Origin of the sequence: Mesorhizobium sp. M7A.F.Ca.AU.001.01.1.1, from assembly GCF_004022735.1 — a bacterium.
Classification (GTDB): domain Bacteria; phylum Pseudomonadota; class Alphaproteobacteria; order Rhizobiales; family Rhizobiaceae; genus Mesorhizobium; species Mesorhizobium ciceri.
Genome location: NZ_RZPF01000983.1, coordinates 1 through 1,782, shown reverse-complemented (window position 1 = coordinate 1,782; position 1,782 = coordinate 1). Strand labels below are relative to the sequence as shown.

Annotated in this window: 3 protein-coding genes; all 3 read left to right on the top strand. The window is 65.4% G+C overall.

Features of this window, described 5'->3' with window-relative positions; all coding sequences use genetic code 11:
• Positions 1 to 2: 2 nt before the first annotated feature.
• Positions 3 to 323, top strand: coding sequence for a succinate dehydrogenase, cytochrome b556 subunit (sdhC, locus tag EN884_RS34850; RefSeq protein WP_245492041.1), 321 nt, complete (start codon positions 3 to 5; stop codon positions 321 to 323).
• Positions 324 to 325: 2 nt separating this feature from the next.
• Entirely contained in the window at positions 326 to 721 is a 396-nt protein-coding gene (gene sdhD / locus EN884_RS34845; RefSeq protein ID WP_013528875.1) for a succinate dehydrogenase, hydrophobic membrane anchor protein, read from the top strand.
• Position 722: 1 nt separating this feature from the next.
• A partial coding sequence (locus EN884_RS34840) for an FAD-binding protein (protein WP_128361080.1) occupies positions 723 to 1,782 on the top strand: 1,060 nt, incomplete at its 3' end.

The following is a 1,782-nucleotide window of genomic DNA, read 5'->3' as shown; positions in this document are numbered from 1 at the left end:
CGATCATTCACCGCATCACCGGCGGCGCGCTGTATTTCGGCACGCTGCTGGTCGCCCTGTGGCTGATGGCGGCGGCAAGCTCGCAGGCGACCTTCGATTGGGCCAATTCGGCCTTCGGCACCTGGCTCGGCCGGATCATCCTGTTCGGCTACACCTGGGCGCTGATGCATCATATGCTGGGCGGCGTACGGCACCTCATCTGGGACACGGGCGCGGGCCTGGAAAAGCATACCGCCTCGAAGATCGCCTGGGCGACGCTGGCCGGCTCGATCCTGCTCACGCTGCTGATCTGGATCGCCGGCACCATGGCGCGGGGAGCTTGATGATGAGCGGCAAAAACACCGACATGCGCACGCCGCTGGCGAGGGTCCGCGGCCTCGGCTCCGCCCGCGAGGGCACCGGGCATTTCTGGCGCCAGCGCCTGACCGCGATCGCCAACATCCCGCTGATCCTGTTCTTCGTCGGTTTCCTGATCGCGCTCAACGGCGCCGACCACGAGCATGTGCGGGCAGCCCTTGCCAACCCGTTCGTGGCGCTGGTGATGGCCCTGGTGCTCATCTCCGGTCTCACCCATATGCGGATCGGCATGCAGGTGATCATTGAGGATTACGTGCATGGCGAAGGCATGAAGCTGGCGCTGATCGCGCTCAATACATTTTTCACCATAGCGGTCGGCGTCGCCTCGATCTTCGCCCTGCTCAAGCTGGCATTCGGAGGCTGAGTTGGCCAAGGACGCGAAACAAGCCAACACGGCAGGCTATACCCTTGTCGACCACAAGTTCGACGTGGTGGTCGTTGGCGCCGGCGGCGCCGGCCTGCGCGCCACGCTCGGCATGGCCGAACAGGGGCTGCGCACCGCCTGCATCAGCAAGGTGTTCCCGACCCGCTCGCACACGGTGGCGGCGCAAGGCGGCATTGCCGCCTCGCTGTCCAACATGGGTCCCGATTCCTGGCAATGGCACATGTACGACACCGTCAAGGGCTCGGACTGGCTGGGCGATGTCGACGCCATGGAATATCTGGTGCGCGAGGCGCCGGCCGCGGTCTACGAGCTCGAACATTACGGCGTGCCGTTTTCGCGCACCGAAGAGGGCAAGATCTACCAGCGGCCGTTCGGCGGCCACATGATGAACTATGGCGAAGGTCCCCCCGTGCAGCGCACCTGTGCCGCCGCCGACCGCACCGGGCATGCCATCCTGCATACGCTTTACGGCCAGTCGCTGAAGAACAATGCGCAGTTCTTCATCGAGTATTTCGCGCTCGACCTGATCATGGAGCCGGACGGCACCTGCACCGGTGTCGTCGCCTGGAACCTGGATGACGGCACCATCCACCGCTTCTCGGCCAAGATGGTGGTGCTGGCGACCGGCGGCTATGGCCGCGCCTATTTCTCGGCCACCTCGGCGCACACCTGCACCGGCGACGGCGGCGGCATGGCCGCGCGTGCCGGCTTTCCGCTGCAGGACATGGAGTTCGTGCAATTCCACCCGACCGGCATCTATGGCGCCGGCTGCCTGATCACCGAGGGTGCGCGCGGCGAGGGCGGCTATCTCGTCAATTCCGAGGGCGAGCGCTTCATGGAGCGCTACGCGCCGTCAGCCAAGGACCTTGCCTCGCGCGACGTCGTCTCGCGCTGCATGACGCTGGAGATCCGCGAAGGCCGCGGCGTCGGCAAGAACAAGGACCACATCTTCCTGCATCTCGACCATCTCGATCCCGCCGTCCTGCATGAGCGGCTGCCGGGCATTTCGGAATCGGCCAAGATCTTTGCCGGTGTCGACC

Bases quoted from the DNA above. Each gene is read 5' to 3' on its own strand.
- sdhD (WP_013528875.1), top strand. From the start codon at position 326: ATGAGCGGCAAAAACACCGACATGCGCACGCCGCTGGCGAGGGTCCGC.